This is a genomic window from Candidatus Ruthia endofausta (assembly GCF_013342985.1).
Classification (GTDB): Bacteria; Pseudomonadota; Gammaproteobacteria; order PS1; family Pseudothioglobaceae; genus Ruthia; species Ruthia endofausta.
Map to the genome: position 1 here is coordinate 413,511 of NZ_CP054490.1, position 24,221 is coordinate 437,731.

At 36.3% G+C, this 24,221-nt stretch carries 24 protein-coding genes and 2 pseudogenes; 17 read left to right on the top strand and 9 right to left on the bottom strand.

The window, feature by feature from the left end:
• Positions 1 to 44 precede the first annotated feature (44 nt).
• The 6 genes from HUE58_RS02205 to nusB all read left to right on the top strand — a co-directional run bounded on the left by HUE58_RS02205 (position 45) and on the right by nusB (position 5,081).
• A complete protein-coding gene (locus HUE58_RS02205; protein WP_174605440.1) occupies positions 45 to 1,658 on the top strand; it encodes an ABC-F family ATPase in 1,614 nt (537 codons plus the stop codon).
• A 415-nt stretch (positions 1,659 to 2,073) separates the two neighbouring features.
• Positions 2,074 to 2,478 carry a YhjD/YihY/BrkB family envelope integrity protein gene (locus tag HUE58_RS02210; RefSeq protein ID WP_174605441.1) on the top strand — a complete coding sequence of 135 codons (405 nt, stop codon included), beginning with the start codon at positions 2,074 to 2,076 and terminating at the stop codon, positions 2,476 to 2,478.
• Positions 2,479 to 3,057: a riboflavin synthase gene (locus HUE58_RS02215; RefSeq protein ID WP_174605442.1), complete on the top strand. Its 579-nt coding sequence runs from the start codon at positions 2,479 to 2,481 to the stop codon at positions 3,055 to 3,057. It abuts the gene before it with no gap.
• Between the two features lie 8 nt (positions 3,058 to 3,065).
• Positions 3,066 to 4,139: a bifunctional 3,4-dihydroxy-2-butanone-4-phosphate synthase/GTP cyclohydrolase II gene (gene ribBA, locus HUE58_RS02220; protein ID WP_174605443.1), complete on the top strand. Its 1,074-nt coding sequence runs from the start codon at positions 3,066 to 3,068 to the stop codon at positions 4,137 to 4,139.
• 10 nt (positions 4,140 to 4,149) lie between these two features.
• The gene (gene ribH / locus HUE58_RS02225) at positions 4,150 to 4,653 is read left to right on the top strand and encodes a 6,7-dimethyl-8-ribityllumazine synthase (protein ID WP_174605444.1); all 504 of its coding nucleotides are present in this window, start codon (positions 4,150 to 4,152) and stop codon (positions 4,651 to 4,653) included.
• Between the two features lie 2 nt (positions 4,654 to 4,655).
• A complete protein-coding gene (gene nusB / locus HUE58_RS02230; protein ID WP_174605445.1) occupies positions 4,656 to 5,081 on the top strand; it encodes a transcription antitermination factor NusB in 426 nt (141 codons plus the stop codon).
• Between the two features lie 225 nt (positions 5,082 to 5,306).
• Here nusB and HUE58_RS02235 read toward each other — a convergent pair whose 3' ends face one another.
• Together HUE58_RS02235 and HUE58_RS07450 are read right to left on the bottom strand one after the other, a co-directional pair.
• Positions 5,307 to 5,552, bottom strand: a complete 246-nt coding sequence (locus tag HUE58_RS02235) for a hypothetical protein (RefSeq protein WP_174605310.1) — start codon at positions 5,550 to 5,552, stop codon at positions 5,307 to 5,309.
• Between the two features lie 900 nt (positions 5,553 to 6,452).
• A pseudogene (locus HUE58_RS07450) lies at positions 6,453 to 7,108 on the bottom strand (B12-binding domain-containing protein); the annotation flags it as partial.
• Between the two features lie 150 nt (positions 7,109 to 7,258).
• Between HUE58_RS07450 and HUE58_RS02245 the strand changes: the two are divergent.
• Together HUE58_RS02245 and HUE58_RS06800 are read left to right on the top strand one after the other, a co-directional pair.
• On the top strand, positions 7,259 to 7,483 hold the full coding sequence (locus tag HUE58_RS02245; RefSeq protein ID WP_174605446.1) for a hypothetical protein: 225 nt from the start codon (positions 7,259 to 7,261) through the stop codon (positions 7,481 to 7,483).
• A 63-nt stretch (positions 7,484 to 7,546) separates the two neighbouring features.
• Positions 7,547 to 7,633, top strand: coding sequence for a hypothetical protein (locus tag HUE58_RS06800; RefSeq protein WP_246260858.1), 87 nt, complete (start codon positions 7,547 to 7,549; stop codon positions 7,631 to 7,633).
• 1 nt (position 7,634) lies between these two features.
• Here the strand turns inward: HUE58_RS06800 and HUE58_RS02260 are convergent.
• Positions 7,635 to 9,106: pseudogene (locus HUE58_RS02260) on the bottom strand (homocysteine S-methyltransferase family protein); the annotation flags it as partial.
• 184 nt (positions 9,107 to 9,290) lie between these two features.
• Here HUE58_RS02260 and HUE58_RS02265 point away from each other — a divergent pair.
• From HUE58_RS02265 to HUE58_RS02275, 3 genes are all read left to right on the top strand, one after another.
• On the top strand, positions 9,291 to 9,560 hold the full coding sequence (locus HUE58_RS02265; protein ID WP_174605448.1) for a hypothetical protein: 270 nt from the start codon (positions 9,291 to 9,293) through the stop codon (positions 9,558 to 9,560).
• 107 nt (positions 9,561 to 9,667) lie between these two features.
• Positions 9,668 to 10,054 carry a hypothetical protein gene (locus tag HUE58_RS02270; RefSeq protein ID WP_174605449.1) on the top strand — a complete coding sequence of 129 codons (387 nt, stop codon included), beginning with the start codon at positions 9,668 to 9,670 and terminating at the stop codon, positions 10,052 to 10,054.
• Between the two features lie 287 nt (positions 10,055 to 10,341).
• Entirely contained in the window at positions 10,342 to 10,734 is a 393-nt protein-coding gene (locus tag HUE58_RS02275) for an HIT family protein (protein ID WP_174605450.1), read from the top strand.
• A 68-nt stretch (positions 10,735 to 10,802) separates the two neighbouring features.
• Here HUE58_RS02275 and ssb read toward each other — a convergent pair whose 3' ends face one another.
• The 3 genes from ssb to HUE58_RS02290 form a co-directional block, all read right to left on the bottom strand.
• A complete protein-coding gene (ssb, locus tag HUE58_RS02280; RefSeq protein ID WP_174605451.1) occupies positions 10,803 to 11,291 on the bottom strand; it encodes a single-stranded DNA-binding protein in 489 nt (162 codons plus the stop codon).
• A gap of 15 nt (positions 11,292 to 11,306) precedes the next feature.
• A complete protein-coding gene (locus HUE58_RS02285; protein WP_246260839.1) occupies positions 11,307 to 12,437 on the bottom strand; it encodes an MFS transporter in 1,131 nt (376 codons plus the stop codon).
• 63 nt (positions 12,438 to 12,500) lie between these two features.
• A complete protein-coding gene (locus HUE58_RS02290; RefSeq protein WP_174605453.1) occupies positions 12,501 to 13,268 on the bottom strand; it encodes an outer membrane protein assembly factor BamD in 768 nt (255 codons plus the stop codon).
• Positions 13,269 to 13,363: 95 nt separating this feature from the next.
• Here HUE58_RS02290 and HUE58_RS02295 point away from each other — a divergent pair, with 95 nt between their 5' ends.
• The 6 genes from HUE58_RS02295 (at position 13,364) to HUE58_RS02320 (ending at position 19,574) form a co-directional block, all read left to right on the top strand.
• On the top strand, positions 13,364 to 15,466 hold the full coding sequence (locus tag HUE58_RS02295; protein WP_174605454.1) for a RelA/SpoT family protein: 2,103 nt from the start codon (positions 13,364 to 13,366) through the stop codon (positions 15,464 to 15,466).
• 78 nt (positions 15,467 to 15,544) lie between these two features.
• On the top strand, positions 15,545 to 15,739 hold the full coding sequence (gene iscX / locus HUE58_RS02300) for a Fe-S cluster assembly protein IscX (protein ID WP_174606219.1): 195 nt from the start codon (positions 15,545 to 15,547) through the stop codon (positions 15,737 to 15,739).
• Entirely contained in the window at positions 15,736 to 17,010 is a 1,275-nt protein-coding gene (gene tolB, locus HUE58_RS02305; RefSeq protein ID WP_174605455.1) for a Tol-Pal system beta propeller repeat protein TolB, read from the top strand. Before iscX ends, tolB begins: the two co-directional genes overlap by 4 nt.
• A 10-nt stretch (positions 17,011 to 17,020) precedes the next feature.
• Entirely contained in the window at positions 17,021 to 17,590 is a 570-nt protein-coding gene (locus HUE58_RS02310) for an OmpA family protein (protein ID WP_174605456.1), read from the top strand.
• Positions 17,591 to 17,596: 6 nt separating this feature from the next.
• Positions 17,597 to 18,283 carry a tetratricopeptide repeat protein gene (locus HUE58_RS02315; protein ID WP_174605457.1) on the top strand — a complete coding sequence of 229 codons (687 nt, stop codon included), beginning with the start codon at positions 17,597 to 17,599 and terminating at the stop codon, positions 18,281 to 18,283.
• A gap of 1 nt (position 18,284) precedes the next feature.
• The gene (locus tag HUE58_RS02320; protein ID WP_174605458.1) at positions 18,285 to 19,574 is read left to right on the top strand and encodes an aminodeoxychorismate synthase component I; all 1,290 of its coding nucleotides are present in this window, start codon (positions 18,285 to 18,287) and stop codon (positions 19,572 to 19,574) included.
• Positions 19,575 to 19,841: 267 nt separating this feature from the next.
• Here the strand turns inward: HUE58_RS02320 and HUE58_RS02325 are convergent, their stop codons facing one another.
• The 3 genes from HUE58_RS02325 to HUE58_RS02335 form a co-directional block, all read right to left on the bottom strand.
• Positions 19,842 to 19,988 (bottom strand): hypothetical protein, encoded by a 147-nt coding sequence (locus HUE58_RS02325; RefSeq protein WP_174605459.1) that lies wholly within the window; start codon positions 19,986 to 19,988, stop codon positions 19,842 to 19,844.
• Between the two features lie 290 nt (positions 19,989 to 20,278).
• Positions 20,279 to 20,902, bottom strand: a complete 624-nt coding sequence (locus tag HUE58_RS02330) for a MarC family protein (RefSeq protein WP_174605460.1) — start codon at positions 20,900 to 20,902, stop codon at positions 20,279 to 20,281.
• Positions 20,903 to 21,576: 674 nt separating this feature from the next.
• The gene (locus tag HUE58_RS02335; RefSeq protein WP_174605461.1) at positions 21,577 to 23,460 is read right to left on the bottom strand and encodes an NAD+ synthase; all 1,884 of its coding nucleotides are present in this window, start codon (positions 23,458 to 23,460) and stop codon (positions 21,577 to 21,579) included.
• Positions 23,461 to 24,221: the final 761 nt, after the last annotated feature.

Sequence of the window (24,221 nt, forward strand, 5' to 3'; positions counted from 1 at the left end):
CTATTATGGGATAATATTTATTTTGTAAAAATAACAACAAACTTATGATTTCTACTACCAATATCACCATGCAGTTTGGTGAAAAACTTTTATTTGAAAATATCTCTATTAAATTTCAAAGCGGTAATCGCTATGGTTTAATTGGTGCAAATGGCTGTGGTAAGTCAACTTTTATGAAAATTCTAACGGGTGAGCTTACGCCTAGTAATGGTACAGTTCATATTAGCGATGGCGATTGTTTGGGTATTCTTCGCCAAGACCAATTTGCTTTTGAGGATTTTCGTGTGGTTGACACCGTGATTATGGGTCATGCTGAATTATGGAAAATTAAAAAAGAAAGAGACAGAATTTACGCCTTACCTGAAATGAGCGAGAAAGATGGCGTTAAGGTTGCAGAGCTTGAAATGCAATTTGCAGAAATGGATGGTTATATGGCAGAGTCTTCTGCCAGTGAGTTGTTATTAGGCTTAGACATCCCAGAAGAGCAACATTATGGCTTAATGAGCGAAATTGCACCAGGTTGGAAATTGCGTATTTTACTAGCCCAGGCGCTGTTCTCAAATCCAGAAATTCTACTACTTGACGAGCCAACAAACAATCTAGATATTAACTCAATTCGCTGGCTAGAAGGTGTATTAAAAGAACGCAAAGCAACCATGGTTATCATCTCTCATGATAGGCATTTTTTAAATGGCGTATGCACACACATGTCTGATTTAGACTATGGTGCACTTAATACCTTTCCTGGTAATTATGATGACTTCATGATTGCATCAACTGCCATTCAAGAAAAAATGCAAACGGATAATGCCAAAAAAGAGGCTAAAATCAAAGAGCTTAAACATTTTGTTTCTCGTTTTTCAGCCAAGGCCTCTAAATCCAAGCAAGCCACTTCAAGATTAAAGCAGTTAGATAAAATTATATTGGATGAGATTAGACCCTCTTCAAGAGTAAGCCCTTACATTATTTTTAATCAAGAAAATAAATTACATAGAAATGTATTAGAAGTCAAAGGCTTGTCTAAGAGTTTCAACCCTCAAGGAGATGCTAAAAAAAATGACAAACTTGAGGTTTTAAAAGATATTAATTTCTTATTTGAGGTGGGTGATCGCATTGCCATTATTGGTCAAAATGGTATTGGTAAAACCACATTACTGCGTACTTTAGTTGGTGAAATCAAGCCCGACAAAGGCAAGATTAAGTGGAGCGAAAACATTAACATTGGTTATTATGCACAGGATTACAGTAAAGATTTTGAAACTGATATGAATGTACTTGACTGGATGAGTCAATTCAAAACCGAAAAAGACGACATACAGGCAATGCGCGCAGTGCTGGGTAAAATGTTATTTGGCAAAGAAGACATTGGAAAGAGCATTAAATCACTTTCTGGTGGCGAAAAAGGCAGAATGTTATTTGGCAAACTCATGCTACAAAACCCCAATGTATTAGTGATGGATGAGCCTACCAATCACCTTGATATGGAGTCTATCGAAGCCCTTAACCTAGCACTGGATAATTACGAAGGCACTTTAATATTCGTCAGCCATGACAGAGAATTTGTATCCTCATTATCTACCAAGGTGGTAGAGCTTAAAGAGGACGATATGCATTATTATTCTGGCAATTATGAAAACTACTTGACCAGCCAAAAATAAAAGTTGTTAGTGTTGATATAATGATTGATAACTTTTTTGATGGAATAGAGTGAATAGCTTAGAGTTAAAAAAAGGCAAATTTATTGTTTATAGTCAAAAAATAGTTGATGATATTTTGTAGCATAAAAAATGACGGATGAGAAAGAAATACTAAAACCCTTTGATAAAAGTGTCAGCAAGGCTTTGACCATTAAAAAAGCGTTGGGGTCACTATGCGGTTGTGTGGAATGAGAAGGCAAAAGAAGTTAAAAGAATTGAGGTAAAGGATTTGCCAGAATATCGCTATAAAATATAATGCATATTCTATATACTAGCTTTTTAACCATTTAAAATCAAAAAAGATTTTGACTTAGCGGCCGTGTTTTTCTTATTTCAACAAGTAGACAGGTGTATTAATTCAATTTAGGGGTTAGGCTTGAGCCTTGCGCGCCATTTTGACGTTGATTTGATTATTTATTTACTGGTGAGTTCTTATCTAAGCGCATCAAAATTATTTGTTTTTATACCGATGGGTGATATTTTTATATCAAGTTTGCCAATCATTCTTTCAGCCATTGGGCTGGGTCTGTTGTACTATTTTATCTCCAATGAAAAAGTATCGTTCAAAAATGCGATTAAATCAGGCTTTATTGCTGTATTTCTTTTAGAGATTTTAAAATCAATATTATTAATTTATATTAACTATTTCCCTTTTTATGAGCTGATTTATAGCGCATTATTCATGCTATTATTGTTCATGCTTTGGGTATATTTTTTTTTGGTTGTGGTATTATTTGGCACAAGTAGCAGTTTTTGTTTGTGTCAGGCAGAGGATCAATAAATGTTCACAGGTATTATTCAGACTATTGGTAAGATTAAAAGCATTAAGGCAGGTACGTTCTGCTTTGAGGCGCGAAGCTCATTTTTTAATGAGGTTGAAATAGGCGATAGTATTGCCGTAAATGGCGTATGTTTAACCGTTATTGAAATAGGCAATGATTATTTCAAAGCCGACATTTCACAAGAAACACTCAGGTGTACAATTTTTAATCACTTAAGCACTAACAATTCAGTTAACCTTGAAAAAGCACTAAGGCTTAATCAAGGCATCGACGGGCATTTAGTCAGTGGTCATGTTGATGGTATTGCCAAGGTTGTTGAGCGATTTATTGAAGGCGAATCGAGACGTTTTAAAATTAATGCGCCTAAGAATTTGATAAAATATATCGCCAAAAAAAGCTCTGTTTGTATTAACGGCGTGAGTTTAACAGTCAATAATATTAATGACTGCGTGTTTGATATCAATATTGTGCCACACACGGTAAAAGCCACAACATTAGGCGAGTTGGAAATAAATAGTAAGGTTAACCTTGAAGTTGACATTATTGCCAGACACCTTGAGCAATTATTACACCATTAAAAACAGTTATGAAATCCACCATTGAAGAAATTTTGAAAGACTATAGCCAAGGCAAAATGATTATCCTTATGGATGATGAAGACCGTGAAAACGAAGGCGACTTAATCATCCCTGCTGAAACCGTTACTAAAGAAGACATTAATTTCATGGCAACTCATGGTCGTGGTTTGATTTGTCTAACCTTAACAGAAGAGCGCTGTAAGCAGCTTAATTTGCCACTTATGGTGGCGCAAAATAACGATGCCAATGGCACTAATTTTACCGTTTCAATTGAGGCAGTAGAAGGCGTAACCACAGGAATTTCAGCAGCAGACAGAGCCAAAACAATATTAGATGCAGTGGCAAGAGATGCCAAGCCTGCTGACATTGTACAACCAGGGCATATTTTCCCACTTATGGCACAGCCAGGTGGGGTTTTAATCCGAGCAGGGCACACAGAAGCAGGGTGTGATTTAGCACGTCTTGCAGGACTTGAACCAGCCAGTGTAATTGTTGAAATCCTCAATAAGGATGGCTCAATGGCTCGACGTGATGATTTAGAAATCTTTGCCAAAAAACACAACATTAAACTAGGTATGATTGAAGATTTAATTTCTTATCGAGTTGAAAACGAAAAAACTATCGAGCGCATTAATGAGCGTGAGTTTAAGACTGAATTTGCCATTTTTAGATTAATTTCATTTCTTGATAGTATTCACAATGAAACACATCTTGCCTTGGTTAAAGGTGAAATTAGCAGTAATACTGACACCTGCGTACGTGTACACATGGAAGATGTTTTTAAGGATGTGTTACGAGAAAAGTCAAACAATTTTAGCGTTAACGCTGTATTAAAGCACATTGCTAAGTTAGATAGTGGTGTTTTATTGCTACTTAGAATGCAAACCGACCAGAGCATTTTAGAAAATATTGACAAGGTTAATGGTAATGCTCATGATGATATCAAAACCTATGGCGTTGGTGCGCAGATCTTATCTGACCTTGGTGTCAAAAGAATGAGAATTTTAGGCAGTCCTAGAAAGCTTTATGGCTTAAAAGGCTTTGGTTTAGAAGTAACTGAATACGTAGACACCAGTAAGTAAAGGAGCAATAATGGAATTTAAATTTGATAAAAATGGCAATAGGGATTTTCTTGTAAAAGCAAAAGTTGCGATTATCGTGGGTTATTTTTACCAAAATATTGGCGATAAGCTATTATCAGCAGCACAAGAAACCTTAGCCAGATATGGCATTAATGTCAATAATATCAATGTGTTTTACGCCCCTGGTGCATTTGAAATCCCGCTATTAGCTAAAAAATTAGCAAGCCAGCAACTAAGTGGCAAAAATCTATACGATGGTATCGTGGCTTTAGGTGCAGTTATCAATGGCGAAACCACGCATTTTGAGTTTATTTGTAACGAATGCGCTCGTGGCGTGGCAGATGTTTCTTACCAATATGAAATCCCCACTGCTTTTGGTATACTTACTACAAACAACATGGAACAAACCATCGGTAGGGCGGGTGGCTATAAGGGCAACAAAGGTGAAGAGGCAACCATGGCAATGATTGAAATGCTATATTTAATGCAACAAGTAGACACTCAAACTTTTTAACCATGACCTTTAAAACCCCAAAGCAACGCTCCCGAGAACGTGTAGTACAAGCGCTATATCAATATCTAGTATCAGGTGGCGAAGTATTGCAAATTGAACAACAATTTTTAAACCAAAAACAAGGCAAAATCTCAAAAGCTTTCTTTTCAAATTTATTCATCAACATTCTTAAAAACAGATCTTTACTAGATGAGATTATCGCACCTACCATTAGCCGAAAAACTGAGCAACTAGGCTCTGTTGAGCACGCTATTTTATATTTAGGCGCTTTTGAGCTTAAATTTAGCCCGGAAGTACCTTATAAAGTCGTGATTAATGAATCACTTGAATTGGCAAAGCTGTATGGTGCAGAAGGTGTGCATAAACTTATTAACGCTTCATTAGATAAACTAGCACAAACACTTAGAGAAGTTGAATTAACCAACTAAAAAAATAAGTCTAATTAAAAGCTTTTACAATCAAAGTTGCTACCTTTTCTTTGCTAGCCAAACGACTTAATTTTTTCCTTACAAAGCCGCTTAGTTAATAAGTGAACGACTCTCTTATTCAAATAGGTTGGCACTATCAAACCATTCATCATAATCTCTAATCGCCATTTTCTATACCCTTCCTGAGTCAAGTTTTCCGGCATAGCCAGCTCTTTCCTATTAAACTCATACAACAGCAATCCCCTGGTCTTTAATACCAGTAAAAAAGTACTGTCCTTCTTTAAGCGTATTATTAACTTCATCCGAAGTATGTACAGTCAAGTTACATTCTAGTTTAAAAAACGGTGGTAAAAAGACTCTTACTCTATCTTCAATCGTATTCCACAAATCAAACTTTGCTACTAAGTCATATTGATCAACAATCACTAAAATATCATAATCACTGATATAACCAGTCTCTGGCTTATTCATCCACTTACCCGTATAGCGTGCGAACCAAACAGAATAACCTTAATCAACTTACCTGTTTTCCTTTTGCCTGACGCCGCACTTACAACTAAATCAAATTTTTCACGAATGACTTGGAGAATTTGCCTTAAATGGGTTTGCTTATTACTAGGTAAGTACTCTTAGGGAGTCTTTCATTTAGTTTGGTCAGAAAACCCTTGTTAGTTAGGTGTTGATGTTCATTGTTGGTATGGATTATACAGATACAATGATGGTGGTGAGGTGTGGGGGCTTGATTGTTGTGATGGTAGAAGTAGTGAAAACACACAAAGTGTTTGATGGGTATTTTCAATAATTAATGCTTATGTTCCTATATTTTCATTATTCCTAAAGCAGTAGAAAAAACGGCACTCAGTCAATAAATTTGAAAATTTCGGCTAGGCCATAGTTTTTAAAAACATGAATGCCTAATTTTTTTGGTTTAACAATGGTATTAAAAGAGAATTTTGATAATAACCAACTCATTCAAGAAAAGTTTGTAGAATTGATCTCCGCTTAAATATTCGAGTAAAACACCGCCTCAATGAATTGAAGGAAATTCACGCCTCTCCCATATACGCTAGTAACGAATTCATTCTGGAAGCAAAAAGGTAAAGAAATGATCGATAAAATCGCTGATAAATCACCTGAGGTCACTTTGGATATTGTAGCTGGCTATCTTAAGAACCCAATAGTTAGGCGATGAGTAGGTATCAAAAGCATCACACGCCGTTCATAGCGACGTTAGGTCTTAAAATATGACTGAGCCAGAATCACTAGCAGAAAAAAGGAATTGAGAGTTGAAAGAATTGGTTTGCTTTTGCCTTTGTTGGCACGGTGTTTACGCACAATTTCATAGTCAGCTTTGGTGTTAGTTAACAGTTGTGGCTTTAGTATTTCAGAGAGTAGAGCGCTTGCTACACTAACGAATTTAGAAGCATCTTGTACGTAAAACACGCCATGGTTATCGGCTGTGCCCATGCTTTAGAGGTGGTAGCACCATCAATCATTAGGGGTAATTTAAAGCTTTGGCGCGCCATCTTTCGGGCAACAAATATCATTTCATCTAGTGAGGAGTGTGATGGAGTCCGGATAGGCCGATAATGTCCATATTTTCTTTTCTGGTGGTCTCTAAAATGGTTTCAGTGGGTAGCAATCACCCCTAAATCGATAATCTCATAATTATTACAAGAAAATATACGACAACAATGTTTTTGCCAATATCGTCCACATCGCCTTTAACTGTTGCCATTTGCTTTGTAAGGTGGAGGCGAAATTTTCTTTTTCGGCTTCTAAGAAAAGGGTCTAGGTAGGCACAGATTTTTTCATCACACGGGCGATTTGACCACTTGTAGCAAGAACATTTTGCCTGCATCAAACAAATCACCGACGATATTCATACCCGCCATTAGCGGGCCTTCGATGACAAGAGTAGGATGATCCAATTCATCAAAGGCTTCTTGAATGTCTTCATCAATATATTTGGTAATGCCTTTGACTAATGCATGTTTTAGACGTTTTTCTACTGCCCATGTGCGCCATTATAAATCTTTGCTGTTGTCTTTTTGTTCAAGCAAGTTGGAGAATTGAGCGGCAATACCCCCACCAAGAGCTCATCGGCTTTGCTATCAGTAAAGCACCACATCTTCAATACCTGTTGCGACGACAAAAATATTGGGGTCAAAAAAATAATGTCTTCTGGTGGGAAATTAACCTCATCAACTAGGATATTTAAGCATTACCGTTTGCGTAAACGTCGTATCAATAAAAGAAAAAACAAACTCATTTCTTTAGAAAAAGCTAGAGCCAACAAGCCCAATATCTCTTTTAATACCATTGTTAAACCAAAAAAAATAGGCATTCATGTTTTTAAAAACTATGGCGGCCTAGCCGAAATTTTCAAATTTATTGACTGAGTGCCGTTTTTCCGAACTTGGGAATTAGCCGGTAAATTTCCCGATATCTTAACGGATGAGATTGTGGATGAATCCGTTAGCACACTATTTGATGATACCGAAGCTTTATTTAAAAAAGTGATTGACAAAAAAATGACTCACCGCCAATAGTGCAAATCTCTATTTTTCGTGCTTGCCCGACTTCATCAAATGCCATAACAATAATAGCCGCGCCATAGCGCTTGCACAGGCGGATGTATTGTATAAAGTTTGCCTTGCCTTCTTTGAGTGAGATGGAATTAACAATGGGATTGCCTTGCGTACATTTAAGCCCAGCTTCGATAATCTCCCATTTAGAAGAGTCCACCATCAGTGGCATTTTGGCAATATCAGGCTCTGAGACGATTAGATTCATAAAACGAACCGTAGCGGCTTTGCCATCAAGCATGCCTTCGTCCATATTGATATCAACCACTTGCGCGCCTTCTTCAACTGTCTAATAATGCCTTTTCATATTCTTCATTAAGAATAAGGCGTTTAAATTTGTCTAAGCCTGTAATATTAGCGCGCTCGCCAATATTTACAAACAATGAATTATCCCAATATTAAAAGCCTCAAGCCCCGAACAAGCGATGTTCTGGCTTAATGGTAGGAATTTTTCTAAGTGATATGTCTTTAATAGCATAGGCAATGGCTTTAATATGCTCAGGCGTTGAACCACAGCAGCCACCTAAGATATTCACCAAGCCTGAATTTACCCATTCCGATGACTTGCTCGCTCATGGTTAAGGCGTCTAAGGTCATATTTGCCAAATTCATTGGGTAAACTAGCGTTTGGATGGGCTGATACATAAGTGTTAGCCAGGCGTGACATTTCAGCCACATATTGGCGTAATAAATCAAGTCCTAATGCACAATTAAGCCCAATAGAGATAAGCTTAGCGTGACGTAATGAGTTATAAAAAGCTTCGGTCATTTGCCCAGATAGGGTGCCCGCGGGACCAGAGACATTAGTAATGGTGCCAGAAATCATGATTGGAAGTTCACAATACCATCGTCTCCAAAGGCTTACTCAACGGCAAAGATAGCAGCTTGGCGTTGAGTGTATCAAAGATGGTTTCAATCAGAATAATATCCGCATCACCTTTAATCAAACCGTGAGTAGACTCTATATATAACATCAACCAACTCATCAAAGGTGACGTTTCTAAATCCAGAGTTGTTTACATCTGGTGAGAGAGCGAGCAAGTACGTAAAGTTAGGCCAGATAAATCTTGGTTTTTCAGTTGTTGAAAGTTCACTGCAAGCTTGTTTGGTAAGTTTGGCACTTTCCAGATTAATTTCATAGGCTAACTCTTCCATTTTGTAATCAGACATGAAAGTGTGTGTTGCATTATAAGGTATTGGTTTCAATAATATCAGCACCGATTTTTAAATAATCTTTATAAATGTCTTTGATAATTTAACTCAGTGAGAGCGAGTCACTGTTGCTTTGAACTAAAACATGTCAATCTTTAAAACGCTCGCCACGATAGTTTTACTCGGTTAATTTATGCTTTTGAATCATGCTGCCCACCCAATGATACCATTAAGTACTAAAATTTGCTGTTCTAAGAGGGATTGTAATATTTGCTTTGTATTCATGGTTGGCACAAAGTATATAGTAAGTTCTAAATTGTAATAAAGAACAGGAAATATAGTGAAAAAGATATTATTACTTGGATTATTATTTAAATGCAACTGCATTTTTAGACTTTAAGAGTTATGGCTCTGGTTATAAGAATAATGATTGGTCACAGTTTGGACACCCATGTATTGGATGGAAAAGGTGAATAATAATAACAGTTCTAATAATCGTCATTATAATTACCCCTATCTCTATAACAATCAAGCATTTAATACCAACGCCTCACGCTTTAATATGAACCAGATGCCAATGCCTAATCAGGCATATCAGGCAGAAAATAGTGCTTTGCCAGCTTTAATGTATGAAATACCTGCAGCTATTTCATTTGTTAACCTTGAACAAATACTAGTAACAAATCATCGTAAAGCACCAAACCCTTACTCTAATTACTACTTCGTCAAGGTCACGTAATCCGCATTCTTTTTAAATTTTAATCTTGATTAGGAGTTAATTTGCATAAATATATTATTATGTTATAATATAAACTGATTTAATAAAGTTAATATGGAGATATGATAATGAAAAAGATTCTTGCAATAGTAGTACTGGCATTCACCTTAAGTGCGAATGCATTTTGGAATAGTAACAACACCCCTTGGAGCAATGGTTACAACAACCATAACGGTTATGGCTACCAAGAAGATAATGGCATGTTTGGCTACAACCCATACGATTTTTGGGATCCTCGTTGGTATCCAGAAGAAATGGGCAATATGTTTGATGAGTTTGATAACAACGGTTGGAATAACAACAACAACTATTATGGTTATGGTCGCAATGGTTATGGTCGCAATGGTTATGGTCGCAATGGTTATGGTTTTGCACCTAATGGTTATGCAAATACCCCATGGGGACCTGGCGTTATACCTAGAACGACTATGCCAGTAACGCCAACAGCAAAATAATAGTATAAAAGCTATGATTAAAACCAGCACTAGTTGCTGGTTTTTTTTTGCTAAAAGTTAGGTTTATAATGAGGGTTAATTAATAATTAAGAAGTGAAAAGTATGAAACAGAAAAATGATGAGCCTTCAGTATTAACTGAAGATACTCAATAAATCATGAGTTACGTAGTAAAGCCGGTTTTTTATTGCCTGATTTGCTGTCTTTAAGGTTAAAGCATTATGCTTATTAATGTTGGTTTGGGTTAAAATATGCACCCTAAATAATCATTAAATTTAGGAATAAAAAAATGAATAGAGGTTGCTTATTTTGTCAATTGCGTGAAGAAAGAATTATTGGTCAATGTAGTTTAACCATTACGTTTTTAGACTCTTATCCTGCCTCTCCTGGACATACGCTGATTATTCCTAAAAGACATGTTGCTACTTATTTTGATATTATCGAACAAGAGCAAAATGCGATTGCTAAAGCCATTCAAACGGCTAAACTTATTCTTGATGAGGAGTTTTCCCCAGATGGCTATAACATTGGTGTGAATAATGGTGAGGTGGCAGGGCAGAGTATTATGCACTTGCATGTACATTTGATTCCTAGATATAAAGGCGATGTTGAAAATCCTAAGGGTGGAGTACGCTGGGTGATTTCAAATAAGGCTGATTATTGGAGTGATCGAGATAAATAGTACGTTTGAATGTGCAATAAAAAATCCATTTTTATAGATTTTTTATTGGTGTTGTATGTTTTTACTTTTTAAAAAGGGATGTCATCATCAAATCTAGAATTATCAACAGGTGCGATAGGGTCTGAGATTGGCGCTGCTGCAGCTTGTTGTTGTACAGGCGCAGCAGGGGCTGATTGTTGAGGTTGAGGTGCGTCATCCATATCAGCATTGTCGCGACGATCTAACATTTGCAATGTGCCATTAAAACCAGACACAACTATTCCAGTTGTGTAGCGGTCAGCACCAGTTTGGTCTTGCCATTTGCGTGTTCTTAGGCTACCTTCAACGTAAACTTTAGAGCCTTTGTGCAAGTATTGACCAGCAATTTCAGCTAATTTTCCAAATAAACTAACCTGGTGCCATTCGGTTTTATCAACCTTTTTCCCTGTATTTTTGTCTGTCCAGCTTTCACTGGTTGCAACGGATAAAGTGGTTACTGCTCTACCATTAGAGGTGTATTTCAATTCTACATCTTGACCTAAATTGCCTATTAAAATTACTTTGTTGATTCCTGCCATTTTCTTTTGCTCCGATTAATTTTCTGTTGCCTGTTTGATGGGTGTTTTTTGCTTTGTTATTAGGATAATTATCCACCAAATAACTGCAACAAATGTTGTGGATAAGAATACGCTATTTAGATTAGATATGTTGTAAATCCATCCACCAAGAATTCCACCAACGAACGCACCTAAAAACTGCGATGTGGCGTACAAACCCATTGCTAAACCACGTTTATCAGCACTTGTACTTGAGGCTATGAGCGAGGGTAGAATGGCCTCTAATGCATTAAAAGCAATAAAGAATAAAGTTAATAGAGTGAAAAATGAAGTATAAGTAAGTTGTATTTGGTAAAACAAAATTTGACTGATAATCAATAGTGCAATAGCACTTAAAAATACAGGTTTAATTTTTTGATATTTGGAAGCCAGAATAACCATTGGCAACATACCAATAAAGGACAAGATAATAATGGGTAAATATATTTGCCAACTGTCTTTAATATCAACAATGTTGCTTTCTTTTAAAAAAATTGGCATGGCGATAAAAGAACAAGTTAGAATTAAATGTAGTGCAAAGACACTGAAATCTAGTAGTAGTAAATCAATATTGAGTACTTTTCTGATGTTTGCAATTGACAAAGCATATTGCTCTTTAGGTTTGGCGTTGGGCAGAGTGCTAACAATAATCAATGCAACAACAGAAAGTAAAGCAATTACCCAAAATAAACCAGATATGCCTAAACTAACACTAATGATAGGGCCTAGTAGCAAGGCTAACATAAAGGCTATGCCTATTTGCACACCCACAAAAGCATTGGCTTTGGAGCGTTGGTTTTCACTAACAAAATCTGCTAAAAATGCCATCAATACTGCTGAAATAGCACCTGCACCCTGCAAGGCTCTACCAATAACAATCCCTATGATGTCTGTTGAGCTGGCAGCCACAACACTGCCAATAAAAAAGATAACAAGACCAATGATTAGCATGGGTTTGCGACCATACTTGTCTGATAAATAGCCAAAGGGAATTTGTAATAATGCTTGAGTTAAGCCATAAATACCAATAGACAAGCCTATTAGATAAGGCGTGGTGCTGGTGTATTCACTAGCATAAACTGAAAATATAGGGAAAATCATAAACAAGCCCAGCATGCGCGTGCTCATGATTAAAGAAATCTTAAACGCGAAAGTTCTTTCTTGTTTGTTCATTGGAGCAGGTTAAGGATCTTAGTTCTCTAAAGAATAGTGTGGTGTGTATGAAGGGTAGCTGTTCTTTAGTACGCGACGTGCATCTTTTGCCAGTATGTTTGCGCTAATAGCATCGTAATTACGTGCCATTAAATATAGTGCCGCAGGTACTGAAGGTGTGTTTGGATATTTTTCAATGATAAATTTAGCGCGGTTGATGGCAGCAATATTAGTCCCTCTTTTAGTGTAGTAAATAGCCACAAACAACTCATGTCTTGATAAAATATTTCTAAGTATAACCAAATGGGTTTTGGCCTCTTCGGCATATTCAGTTTTGGGGAATTTATCAATCAATGCTAGGTAGTAGTTAAAGGCATCACGCACTGAATTAACATCACGTTGGGCGCTATCAGTAAAATAGTCATCTAAAAACGAGCGAGATTTATCTTGTGAAACAACGCCGCGTAAATAATAAGCATATGGGGTTGAGGAGTGTTCTGGATAAAGTTTAATATAGCTATTTAAGCAATCAATTGCTTGATCATAGTCCTTGTTCTTATACAATGCATAAGCAATTTCTAATTTAGACTGTAGTGCATATTTTGAACCAGGGTAGGCTGCTTGTAGTTGTTCAAAAAGGGCAATGGCTTTGTCTGTTGAGCCTGATAAAGCCTCTTCTTTGGCTTGAGCGAAGAATGTTTTTGGCGACCAGCCTTTGGTGATAGATTCTCTTTTGGCTTCCTCTTGCCAAAAGCAGCCATTCAGTAATAATGTTAAAAAAGGTAAGATGATGAATAATTTTTTCATAACTCAAGGTATTTTTTACAGATATGTGAGGGCATTATACTGATGTGGTTATATTATAATGGCAAAGATTTGTCCTTAAATTTTAACCATATTGAATGAATTTGTCTGATAGAAGAGTCCTAATTAGCGAATTATGTAATACGCTAGAAAATTATATGTCTAAAGAGCAGATTGAGGGCGTTTATCAAGCTTATATTGTTGCAGCAACGGCGCATGATGGACAATATCGACAATCAGGAGAGGCTTATGTATTTCACCCCATATCAGTTGCTATGATTTTAGCAGAGTTAAAACTAGACTACTATTGTATTGTGGCAGCAATATTACACGATTGTATTGAGGATACTTCGGTTACTTATGAGCAAATTAAGCGTGATTTTGGTGATGAAATTGCACATATTGTAGAGGGTGTATCCAAACTAACTGGGTTGAAATTTCACTCAAATACAGACAAGCAGGCGCAAAATTTTAGAAAGTTGTTCTTAGCCATGAGTAATGACATGCGCATTATGATAATCAAATTGGCAGATCGTTTGCACAATATACGAACACTTGACTCCATGCGTCGAGATAAGCAACTTAGAATTGCTAAAGAAACGGTAGAAATACATGCACCCATTGCACGTCGCTTAGGTCTTAATAGCATTAGGGTTGAACTTGATAATTTGTGTTTTGCCATTATTTATCCATTTCGTAATAAGGTTCTGGTCAGTCAAATTAAAAAACAATGTGGCAATCGCAAGAAAATTATCAGTCACATCCAAACTGAAATAAGAAACCGATTAGACCAAGAAGGCATATCTAATGCTGAAATTAATGGTCGTAGAAAGCAACCTTGTAGCATTTATAGAAAAATGAAAATCAAACACCTGAAATTTTCTCAGGTGTTAGACATGTATGCACTTAGGGTTATTGTGGCTGATGTGGCACAATGCTATCAAGCTCTAGGTATTATTCATAATTTATATAAGCCATTACCAGGCAAGTTTAAAGATTATGTAGCACTACCCAAATCAAACGGCTATCAGTCCTTACATACGGTGCTATTTGGCCCTAAAAAAATTTTTATTGAGGTGCAAATCCGTTCATCTGACATGCATTTTATTTCAAAATATGGGATTGCTGCGCATTGGCATTATAAGAGTAACTTAAATCATAAACCAGAATTGGCTAATAACTGGTTAGGCTCATTACTAGATATTCAACAAAATTCGGGCACTTCTATTGAGTTTTTAGAAAAAACTAAGGCAGATTTGTTTCCTTCCGAGGTGTTTGTTTTTACTCCCGAGGGAGATATTATTCAGCTACCTTATAAATCAACTGTGCTTGATTTTGCCTACATGGTACATACCAGTATTGGCAACCACACCCTTAAAGCCAAAGTTGACCAAGTTAACACATCCATTGCCACCGAATTAAAATCAGGACAAACCATTGAAATTGTTACCGATGATAAAGCCACACCTAGATCTTTTTGGTTGCAAATTGCCGTTACTGTAAAAGCCAGATCTTCAATCAAGGCGTATCTTAAAAACGAATCCGCTGCTGAACTAATCCAATTAGGAGAGTATTTATTAACCAATGCACTGGATTATCAAAATATAGACACAGATGGCATTGATGAAGCTCAGTGGTTAACATGTCTTAAAGCGTTAAATTGTGATTCTAAAGAAGACATGTACATGAAAATTGGACTCTCTGAAATTTTAGTATCAGTTGCACTGAACAAATTACAAGGTGATAACGCCAAGCATGCAGCTCAAAAAATTAGTATTTATAAAACCCAAGGCAAAGCCATTAGTTTTGCGCATTGTTGCCATCCAATTCCTGGTGATAAAGTGATTGGTGTTTTAACCACTTCTAAAGGCATGGTAATTCACAGAGTAATTTGTGCCAACTTAGTTCGTGCTAAAAGCAAAAATGCACAATGGCTTAATATTGATTGGCAAGCAGACAGGGATGAGGAATTTAAAGCAATGATTGATGTTGATGTTGCTAACCAGAGAGGCACACTTGCCTCTATTGCTAGTGTTATTTCAAAAATGAATATTAATATTGAGCATCTTGAGATTCAAGAAAAAAACAATTCTATCAAATCACTCAATATGGTCATTAGTGTTGCAAATATCACTCAATTAAATAAGGTGTTTGTACAGCTAAAGACGCTAGAATTTGTTCGAGATGTGAGCAGAGTGTGATTTTAAAAAGCTACTAAATTTTTACTCATGCCAAACTTTAGTTTGGTTAAAATTGAGATTTTACTCAAGGTGTTTTTTATGAACTGGACAGACTCCCTAAATATTGCAATAGCCTTAAATGAGGCTCATCCAGAGGTTAATCCTAGTATTGTTAATTTTGTTGACCTTAGGCAAATGGTGATTGCACTGGATGAGTTTGATGATGATGTAAATAAATCAGGCGAAAAAATCCTTGAAGCCATCCAAATGAATTGGATAGAAGAAAAAGAATGAAGCAACTTATTGTTTTTGTTTTATCACTTTATACAAGCCTCACTTGGGCGGTATTAGAAGTCACCATTCTCAAACAAGATGAAAACATTTTTCCCATTGTTATTTCTGATTTTTCTGTTGTGGGCGATGCAAACCAAGGCAAAACCATTGCGCACGTTATGCGTGATAATTTTAATCGATCAGGCGAATTTAGCGCCTCTAGTGCAAATTATGTGATTAATAATAAGCCCAATTTTGACAAATGGAAGGCAAAAAAAATTGAAGCCATCGTGCTTGGCAAGCTAGAAAAAATCAGCAAAAAAGTCTTTAATGTCGAAATTGAACTACTGGATGTTTATTCTAATAAAATACTCTATAAAGATAAGTTTGCCGTGCACAATAGTGGCATCAGAAGAATTGCACACTACTTGTCTGATCAAATTTATCATGCCTTATTGGGTGAAAAAGGCTCTTTTGATACGCGCCTAGCTTATATTACCGTTACCAATAAAGGCAAAGGTGAGCGCGAATATCGCTTAGAAATATCAGATTCTGATGCGCAAAATCCACAAACCATTCTAAAATCCAAAGAGCCTATTTTATCACCCGTTTGGTCACCCGACCAAAATAAAATTGCTTATGTTTCTTTTAGAAACGCTCGTTCAGAAGTGTTCATCCAATACCCATTTGTACGCCGAAAAACACAAAAACTGCCTTATTTTGATGGCATTGCCTCAGCGCCATCTTGGCATCCGAATGGCAAAAGCCTTTTGCTTACGCTGTCTAAAAACGGCAATAAAGATATTTATTCTTATCAGTTAGCCTCTAAAAAACTAACAAGGCTAACCACAGACGTGGGCATCGATACTGAGGCAAGCTACTCACCAGAGGGTGATAAAATTGTGTTTACCTCTAATCGTTCTGGACAAGTGCAGGTCTACATTAAAGATTTAAAAACCAGTAAAATTAACAGAGCAACCTTTAAAGGCAGATACAACGCCAAAGCCGTTTTTTCACCCAATGGTAAAAGCTTGGCTATGGTACATAGAGTAGGTAAAGATTATCGCATTGCTTTACTGGATATTGCCACTAAGGATTTGACTATTATGACAAATAATCAATTAGACGAATCGCCGTTTTTTTCGCCCAATGGCGGTATGATTATCTTTGCTACTAATAAAGGTAGTTCTGGTGTACTTTCTGTGGTTTCAATATTGGATCATCAAACTTTCGAGCTGGCTAGTAAAGCAGGCGAAGTTAGAGAACCAAATTGGTCACATTATTTAAAATAGGAGGCGTTAAATGTTAAAAATAATATTCCTAACAACAATAGTGCTGTTGTCATCATGTTCATCCGTGGATGATTTGTATAAAAAAGTATTGCCCAAGCTAAGCGCGGTTACCATTGAAGATAGGACGGAAAATACACAAGAAAATGTTATTAAGGTAGATCAGTCTAGTTTTCAATCGCAAGGGTTTTCTAGAAGTGGTGTAAACACATCAAACATTATCGAATCAGTTGTCGTGGCAGATTTTAGAAACACGGATGTTAGTTTTATTTTGTATTTTTTCTATGATGGCACTGAGATTGATGAAGATTCAACCAAACAAATCATCAAACACGCAAATTTTATGCGCAGCAATCCAGCACTAAATTTACGTTTAGAAGGGCATGCAGATGAGCGTGGTACACGTGAATACAACCTAGCACTGGGTGAAAATCGAGCTTTAAGCGTTAAAGAAATATTAGGTCTGTATGATCTTTCTTCAAGGGTTGAAGTTATTAGTCTTGGCGAGGAAAAGCCCATGTTACAACAGCACGATGAGGATGCATGGCAGAGAAACAGACGCGTTGAGTTTGTTTATCAATAAAGCTTAATGTGCCACCTTGGTTTAGTCGCTTTTTTAAGTATTTTTGTCTGTCACCCTGTTAGTGCAGGTATTAATACAGAAAAAGTGGTGATGGATCACAATCAAAAAATAAAGCGTTTGGTGCGTAAAAATAAAGCCTTGTTGGGCAAGATTGAGCTCTTAGAGCAACAACAAAAAATAAGCACTGGAAAAATCAAAGAGTTATTTAACTTAATCACTTATCAAAAATCCAATGCCACTATTGTAAAAACCACGCTCAGAGTTAGAGAGTATGATCAAAAAGCCAAACGCATTTATACCCAAGCGCGCAGTCTATTAGTAACGGATCAATACGACCAAGCCATTAACTTGTTTAAACAATATTTAGCCACATATCCGAATAATAATCACACCCCAGATGTGTACTATTGGTTAGCTAAATCTTATTTAACCAAAGAAGATTTTTACAATGCTAGAAATACTTTTGTTGTATTTCAACAACAAAACCCATTGCATTATAAGTTTTCAAACTCTTTGTTTGAGTTGGCTAAGGTGTATATAGAACTTAACCAACAAGACAAGGCACGTAGTTTGTTAAGCGCAATGTTGGTTAAATTCCCTTCTCATAAAGCAATTAATAGAGCTAAACAACTGCTTAGTAAGATCATTACCCCTAACCCTAAGTCAAAGATAAATAAATTAACCATCAATTAAGGTGAAAGTTTTACCCATTCCTGATGTTGCTTTAGAGGCGTTATCTTATGCCAATCCTGTGCGCTATCCATTTTTGCTAGAAAGCGTTAATCACAATGCTAACAATCGTTTTTCGATACTATTTGCACACCCTGACAAACAAATTATTCTAAGCCACTTAGAAGAGTTTAATTTTTTAGACAAACTCACTACTAGTATTGATACACCACTTATTCACAGCGATTTACCTTTTACTGGTGGTTGGTTTGTATATTTGTCTTATGAATTAATTGGGCAAATAGAGACGACTTTAAAACAAATAATGCACACAAGTGGCCAACCTATTGCTATTGCTGTGCAAATTCCCACAGCCATTGTTATTAACCATGCCAATCATCAAACTTATTTATTAGATCAATTCGCCAATCAATACAGAATAGACCAAGTATTGGTAGATATTGAGCAATTAAAAGCCGTGCCTAAAAGTAAATTAGTAGGTGTTTTATCTGCTGAAGAAGAGGCCAAATTTTTATCAGGTGTGGTAAAGAGTCGCGAGTACATTAAAGCAGGAGATGTTTTCCAAGTAAACCTCTCAAGACAGTGGCAATACCACTTAACCAATGACATTACCCCAGCCCAAATTTACCAAGCACTAAAAAAAACCAACCCCGCCCCATTCTCCGCACTGGCACAATTTCAAACGTTTAGCATTATTTCCTCCTCTCCCGAGCGCCTATTTAGCGTGGATGGTAGAGTCATACAAACAAGGCCCATTGCAGGTACCCATCCACGTGGTACAGGCAGTGAAGACAAACGCCTTAAACAACAACTCATTAATCATCCTAAAGAGCAAGCAGAGCATATTATGCTGCTTGATTTAGAGCGCAATGATTTGGGCAGGGTGTGCGAATACGGTAGTATCAAAGTTGATGAAATCATGGGGTTGGAAAGCTATCCCTTTGTACATCATATCGTTTCAAACATCAAAGGCAAAATTAAGCCACACACCACTATTAAGCACCTAATCAGTGCATTATTCCCAGGTGGCACCATCACTGGCTGCCCTAAAATTCGTTGTATGCAAATTATTCAAGAACTAGAACAGATGCCACGTCAAACTTACACAGGCTCGCTAGGCTATATTAGCAGTAACGGAAAAATGGATTTTAACATCCTTATTCGTACTATTAGCAAACAAGACAATCTATTAACTTTAAGGGCAGGGGCAGGTATTGTGTTTGACTCTATTGCCAAACAAGAATTACAAGAAACCAAACACAAAGCCAAGGGTATGCTTCAGATTTTTGTATAATGCCTAAATGCAACAGCATGCTGACGATGATTGATATGATTTATTATATATTTTAATGCAATACTCGCCCTTTGTCTTTGGCGTTAGTGTCGGAAATTTATGCGTTGCAAAAAACTGTATGACAATCAATACACGACTAATTCATTTTAGAAAAATAAACATTTATTAGTTCTGACTTTCTGTTTTTTTGCAGCATGTCTCCAAGCATACTTGCTAAATAATGAAACCTCTGAGCTCTTTAATATTAGTAAAAAAGTATTACCCTTCTTAAAGTGCACTGTTTACCTCATTTGAAGCATACACAATTAAATCCGTCGCATGTGAGCCACAAAGAATAATCTTAATCAACTTATTGCCTGTTTTTTGTTTATCCGAAGTGTGTTTTACAACCCCATCAAATTCCTCACGAATCACTTGGACCAAATGCCCTTTATTTTTACAGAGGTAAAATGGGTCACAATATTAGATTATTTAATCTTAATTTTGATACAAAGTAAGCTTATAAAAAATTTACTCTATTTTAAATCTATTAAGATAGGTTGATCAGTTTGTTAGATGCCGCTCAATTTATGACTCCCTCTTTCCAGAATAAGATTTCGCAGGTGATTTTATCATCACACCTTCCTAAAATAAACATCTTTATATATTGGGCGTGTGGATGTTTAAAGCAATTAATATTTTCCCTGATATCTTTCAGAAATTTATTAACTTACGGTCGAAATATGGATGGCACCATTAATACCAACTATCAACATTTGAACCCCAATTACAGCCAAAATCAAACCCATTAAACGAGTAACAATACCAAGCCCATCTCTACCTATTATTATTAATATTTTCGAACTAAAAATGAAACAATAAAAGGTGATAAGACATAGGACTGCAAACACAGATATTGTTACAAAAGTTTCTCCCCATCCTTCTGCTGCTGAATAATTCATAGCTGTTGCAATAGTGCCTGGCCCAGCAAGAAGTGGTACAGCTAGAGGTGATACGGCCACATTTGAATGGATACTTTCTTGGGTTGTATGTAACTTTGAGACATTTCCTTGAAGCATATGATATCCAACAAGAAATACCAAAATACCTCCCGCTATTCGTAATGCAGGAAGAGTTATTCCAAAAAGGTGGAAAATTGATTTACCTAAAACAGAAAATAGCAAAATTATAACAAAGGTGATAATGAGGGATTTAATAGCAATTTTAGTTTGTTCAGATTTCCCTATATTTCTTGTTAATCCAGCGAAGACTGCCGTGCTTGCAATAGGATTCATAATGGCAAAAAATGCCATGAAAATTGTCACTGCATGCTCAAATAATAAATTCATTTTTCCAACACCTTTACCTTTGGTAGGTAAACGCCAAAACTCACCTGACAAGTTGGAGTAGGCGACATAGGAACCAGCGGAAAGGCGGTCATCAGGTGGAACGTCTTGTTAGGGGTAACAACTTGTACAGAGTTGGTGTTGTTGATAAGGTTTGTTGAGGCTTGCATGGTTTGTGTTTGTTCTTCCTTAAAATGATGAATGCTTTTTCGTTGTATGTTCTTTTTCTTCTTTTTTTAAAATGATACGTGTTTTTAAACAAAGGTTTGGTAAAGTTAATATTGTCACTTAACATAACGGATAACTATAACCTGCCTAATAACTTACCAAATTTTACTCTATTTTAAATTACTAGGGCAGGGCAATTGATTTGTTAGACAGCAAAGTCGGATTAAATAAGAAAATCTGTTATCGCCACCCATTAGATGCGACTGCTCTACGGTTACGTCTAACTATTATTAGAAGGATATACCTTATAATTCGATTTTGAAATAAATTTATGTAAAAATATCCATATTTTTTGAAAAATCAATATTTACTTGATATAAGCTTAAGCTATTGTAGTAACAAAAAATAACCAACTTAAACCACGATTTCAATTTAGTAAACATAATAACATAATAATTGAAATTTTCTGTGATACCCTATGAATGATATTCTTTGCATTTTATATAGTGTTAAGGCTGAAATTTTGATGTCATGGGGTAACGACGTTCTTTGCCAAAGGCATTTTGGCTAATCTTAGGGCCAGGTGCACTTTGTCTGCGTTTGTATTCGTTGTTAAGTACCATTTTGGTAATGCGTTTAACGGTTTGTTCACTAAAGCCTTGTTTGATGATGCGTTCAACGGAATATTTTTGTTCGATAAATAGTGCTAGAATTGCATCCAATTCCTGATAAGGGGGTAGGGAGTCTTGGTCAATTTGGTTAGGAGCAAGTTCGGCAGAAGGTGCTTTCTCGATAACACGCTCTGGAATGATGATTGATAGGGTATTTCTGTATTTAGTCAGTTGGTAAACTAAGGTTTTACTAACGTCTTTAAGAGGGGCAAAGCCGCCTGACATATCGCCATATAAAGTAGCATAACCTACTGCCATTTCAGATTTGTTGCTTGTGGTGAGTACGATTTTGCCTAATTTATTAGAGATTGCCATTAGTAGAGTACCACGCACACGCGCCTGCAGGTTCTCCTCAGTGGTATCAGCTTCCATGCCGTTAAATAGTGTGTTAAGTTGTGTCTTAAAGCTATTCACTATAGTGTGAATGCTGATTTCATGATAATCAATATTCATTGCTGTGGCTTGTATTTTGGCATCTTCAAGGCTTATGTTTGAGGTGTATTCATAGGGCATCATAATGGCTTTAATATTCCCAGTACCGATGGCATCAGCAGCAATAGCAAGGGTCAGTGCAGAATCGATACCGCCAGATAAGCCAATTACCACGCCATTAAAAACTCCGTTTTTCTCAATGTAGTCTTTAGTGGCGAGCACCAAGGCATTATAAATAGTTTTTTCAATAGGATCAGTATCAGCAGGCAGTGTGTTAGGGGGGGTAAAGCTAACTCTTTTGACTGTTTCTTTAAATAAGGGTAATTGCAGAGTGATTTCGGCATTTGAGTTCATCACAAAAGATGCACCGTCAAATATCAATTCGTCTTGTGCACCAACCATATTAACGTAAATAAAATCAGTTTTGGTTGCTAATACGCGTTGCTTAATTTGCTCAATTCGTTGTGAGTGTTTGCCAACTTGGAATGGGGAGGCGTTAATACTGACGATGATTTGTGCGCCCTGATTAGCCGTGGTAGAGATAATCTTTGGTGTCCAAGCATCTTCACAAATGACCAAGCCAATTCTTTTACCTTGGCATTCAAAAATAAAAGCCTCATGACCCGATTCAAAATAACGCTTTTCATCAAACACGCCATAATTGGGAAGGTTTTGCTTGTGATAAACTCGCAGTTGCGAATCTTGGATAAGATAAGCGCCGTTGTATAAAGCGCCGTCTTGTTTAGAAGGTGCGCCAAATATAATGGCAATATCTTCAGGAATGGTTTGTTTGATTAGGATTATTTTGTCTTCCATCTGTTGAATAAACCCCTCACGTAATAATAAGTCTTCGGGAGGATAGCCAATCAGTGATAATTCGGGGAAAATCAACAAATCACACTCTTGAGCATGTGCCTCTTTAGTTAACTTGATAATTTTTTGAAAGTTTCCATCCAAATCGCCAACAATGGGGTTAATTTGTGCAATATCTATTTTGATAGACTTTGAGTTGTTTGCAAGTTTTTCTAGTTGCTCTTGCCAAAATACGGCCTTTGATTTACTGCCAGTAATTTTTGCATGTTCAAGTTTGGTGTGAGCAACAACTTCTGCAGGATTGATGCCTAAAATATTGGCAAATAGCCAAGCGTGGGTTTCAGAAAGGGCGGCTTTCCCTGATTTATATTTGCTTAAATTGGATTGATTGATTGAATATTCTTGTGAGATTTTATAATCTGAAAAGCTAGTCTTCTTACGTACTTTAGCCAGATAGTCTTTGGTTTTATTTGCCATTATTTGTACCTTAATTTCAATGTAATTTTTACCTATTATAGTTAATTTTTACTGCCCATATTTGGTCATAAATTAGTTAAAAAATACTAGTATTGGTAAAAACATCATAAATACTATATAACAAATTAAGAGGAATTAATGAGCTAAATTCACAAACACTTATTAGCAGAATCAAGCCTATTTAGACAAGAAATAGTCGTATAACATTATCAAACAAATTGATAATTATTCTGTTAATACGCCAATTAACATTACTTAGAGGCTTAAATACCTTATGAAAGATGGTGATATTTTATACTCACCGCCATTTAGATAAACCCTCAAAAAACAGTTTTAATTTAAGACTGTTTTTTTAATCTACACTATGTGTTCAAAGATCACCATGTTGGTTTAATTTCAAATTATTGTAGTATTTACAACATTGATCGTTGCTACTCAAAAAGCTTTTATAAAGACGCTTTAATACAAACGATTAAAAGAGAGTTAACATGAAAACAAACAACATTATTACAATTAAAGGGGGGGTTAAACAAGCGGCATGGTGATTTTCGGACCTTCTGGCAGTGGCAACAAAGTTAACACTGATACGTTGCGTTATGAATAAGGGATAAATTATTGAACAGAATGAGCTAGATACCTTCTTTAACAACCCAGAATCAGATTACGCCTGTTTCTAAATCAAATATTGACTCAATGATACCTATATTGAAATATTTATTCAAACTTTGGTTTTTGGTAAACTATTCTTATTGTCTTTAAAC

Bases quoted from the DNA above. Each gene is read 5' to 3' on its own strand.
- HUE58_RS02205 (WP_174605440.1), top strand. From the start codon at position 45: ATGATTTCTACTACCAATATCACCATGCAGTTTGGTGAAAAACTTTTA.
- HUE58_RS02215 (WP_174605442.1), top strand. From the start codon at position 2,479: ATGTTCACAGGTATTATTCAGACTATTGGTAAGATTAAAAGCATTAAG.
- ribBA (WP_174605443.1), top strand. From the start codon at position 3,066: ATGAAATCCACCATTGAAGAAATTTTGAAAGACTATAGCCAAGGCAAA.
- ribH (WP_174605444.1), top strand. From the start codon at position 4,150: ATGGAATTTAAATTTGATAAAAATGGCAATAGGGATTTTCTTGTAAAA.
- nusB (WP_174605445.1), top strand. From the start codon at position 4,656: ATGACCTTTAAAACCCCAAAGCAACGCTCCCGAGAACGTGTAGTACAA.
- HUE58_RS02235 (WP_174605310.1), bottom strand. From the start codon at position 5,552: ATGAATAAGCCAGAGACTGGTTATATCAGTGATTATGATATTTTAGTG.
- HUE58_RS02245 (WP_174605446.1), top strand. From the start codon at position 7,259: ATGTCTTCTGGTGGGAAATTAACCTCATCAACTAGGATATTTAAGCAT.
- HUE58_RS02270 (WP_174605449.1), top strand. From the start codon at position 9,668: ATGAAAAAGATTCTTGCAATAGTAGTACTGGCATTCACCTTAAGTGCG.
- HUE58_RS02275 (WP_174605450.1), top strand. From the start codon at position 10,342: ATGAATAGAGGTTGCTTATTTTGTCAATTGCGTGAAGAAAGAATTATT.
- ssb (WP_174605451.1), bottom strand. From the start codon at position 11,291: ATGGCAGGAATCAACAAAGTAATTTTAATAGGCAATTTAGGTCAAGAT.
- HUE58_RS02285 (WP_246260839.1), bottom strand. From the start codon at position 12,437: ATGAGCACGCGCATGCTGGGCTTGTTTATGATTTTCCCTATATTTTCA.
- HUE58_RS02290 (WP_174605453.1), bottom strand. From the start codon at position 13,268: ATGAAAAAATTATTCATCATCTTACCTTTTTTAACATTATTACTGAAT.
- HUE58_RS02295 (WP_174605454.1), top strand. From the start codon at position 13,364: ATGAATTTGTCTGATAGAAGAGTCCTAATTAGCGAATTATGTAATACG.
- iscX (WP_174606219.1), top strand. From the start codon at position 15,545: ATGAACTGGACAGACTCCCTAAATATTGCAATAGCCTTAAATGAGGCT.
- tolB (WP_174605455.1), top strand. From the start codon at position 15,736: ATGAAGCAACTTATTGTTTTTGTTTTATCACTTTATACAAGCCTCACT.
- HUE58_RS02310 (WP_174605456.1), top strand. From the start codon at position 17,021: ATGTTAAAAATAATATTCCTAACAACAATAGTGCTGTTGTCATCATGT.
- HUE58_RS02315 (WP_174605457.1), top strand. From the start codon at position 17,597: ATGTGCCACCTTGGTTTAGTCGCTTTTTTAAGTATTTTTGTCTGTCAC.
- HUE58_RS02330 (WP_174605460.1), bottom strand. From the start codon at position 20,902: ATGAATTTATTATTTGAGCATGCAGTGACAATTTTCATGGCATTTTTT.
- HUE58_RS02335 (WP_174605461.1), bottom strand. From the start codon at position 23,460: ATGGCAAATAAAACCAAAGACTATCTGGCTAAAGTACGTAAGAAGACT.